General features: G+C 68.5%; 1 protein-coding gene. It reads left to right on the top strand.

All coding sequences use genetic code 11. The features are described from left to right. Positions 1-129: 129 nt before the first annotated feature. The gene (locus EYB28_RS19905) at positions 130-1377 is read left to right on the top strand and encodes an IS256 family transposase (protein ID WP_166853042.1); all 1248 of its coding nucleotides are present in this window, start codon (positions 130-132) and stop codon (positions 1375-1377) included. The last annotated feature ends 46 nt before the right edge of the window (positions 1378-1423 follow it).

The following is a 1423-nucleotide window of genomic DNA, read 5'->3' as shown; positions in this document are numbered from 1 at the left end:
AGTTGAGTCCCCGATAGTGGTGTAGCGCGGTCGCCAGGGTCGTCGCCGAGATCTTCGGCGAGACGTAGAGCGGCCACCGCGTGATCCTTCGAGTGAACCTTCCACAGCACCCTCGAACGGAGCATCACGATGACCGCACCTGCCATTGTCGACCCTGCCGGCCTGCTTGGCGAGGCCCTCGCCGAGGCCTCGCCCGATCTGATGCGATCGCTGCTGCAGACGGTGATCAACACGCTGCTGTCCGCGGATGCCGACGCGGTCGTGGGTGCGGAGTGGGGCCAGCGGTCCGCGTCCCGCACTGCGCAGCGCAATGGGTACCGGCACCGCGACCTGGACACCCGCGTCGGGACCCTGGACGTCGCGATCCCGAAACTGCGCTCCGGGACATACTTTCCCGACTGGCTCCTGGAGCGAAGGAAGCGGGCGGAGTCGGCGTTGATCACGGTGGTCGCGGACTGCTACCTCGCCGGCGTGAGCACCCGCCGGATGGACAAGCTCGTGCGTCAGCTCGGCATCAACAGCCTGTCCAAGTCGCAGGTCTCGCGGATGGCGACCGACCTCGACGAGCAGGTCGAGGCGTTCCGCCACCGGCCGCTTGGGGATGCGGGGCCGTTCACGTTCGTCGCCGCGGACGCGTTGACGATGAAGGTCCGTGAGGCCAGCCGGGTGATCAACGCCGTCGTCCTGGTCGCGACCGGGGTCAACGGTGACGGGCACCGCGAGGTGTTGGGCATGCGGGTCGCTACCAGCGAGACCGGGGCGGCGTGGAACGAGTTCTTCGCCGACCTCACGGCGCGCGGCCTGGCCGGTGTTCGCCTGGTCACCAGTGACGCGCACGCCGGCCTGGTCGAGGCGATCGCGGCGAACCTGCCCGGCGCCACATGGCAGCGTTGCCGCACCCACTACGCAGCGAACCTCATGAGCGTGACCCCGAAGTCGATGTGGCCAGCCGTGAAGGCGATGCTGCACTCCGTCTATGACCAGCCCGACGCCGCCGCTGTGCACGCCCAGTTCGACCGGCTGCTGGACTACGTCGGCGAGAAACTGCCCGCGGTCGCCGAGCACCTGGCCGCTGCCCGTGAGGACATCCTCGCCTTCACCGGCTTCCCGAAGGACGTGTGGTCTCAGATCTGGTCCAACAACCCCTCCGAGCGGCTGAACAAGGAGATCCGCCGCCGCACCGACGCCGTGGGCATCTTCCCCAACCGGGAAGCGATCGTCCGCCTCGTCGGAGCCGTGCTGGCCGAGCAGACCGACGAATGGGCCGAAGGCCGCCGCTACCTCGGCCTCGAAGTCCTCGCCCGCTGCCGCCTCACCCCGGTCACCGAAGCCGACAAGGAGGTGGACACCGACCCCGTCCTCGAACTGAGCGCCTGACCTCACCAGGATCACCGAGCGCTACACCACTACCGGGGACTTGACC

The organism is Isoptericola sp. BMS4 (genome assembly GCF_011634835.1).
In the GTDB taxonomy this organism is placed as follows: Bacteria; Actinomycetota; Actinomycetes; order Actinomycetales; family Cellulomonadaceae; genus Isoptericola.
Note: the sequence above shows the minus strand (reverse complement) of the source record. Positions and strands in the feature narration are given on the sequence as shown.

Bases quoted from the DNA above. Each gene is read 5' to 3' on its own strand.
- EYB28_RS19905 (WP_166853042.1), top strand. From the start codon at position 130: ATGACCGCACCTGCCATTGTCGACCCTGCCGGCCTGCTTGGCGAGGCC.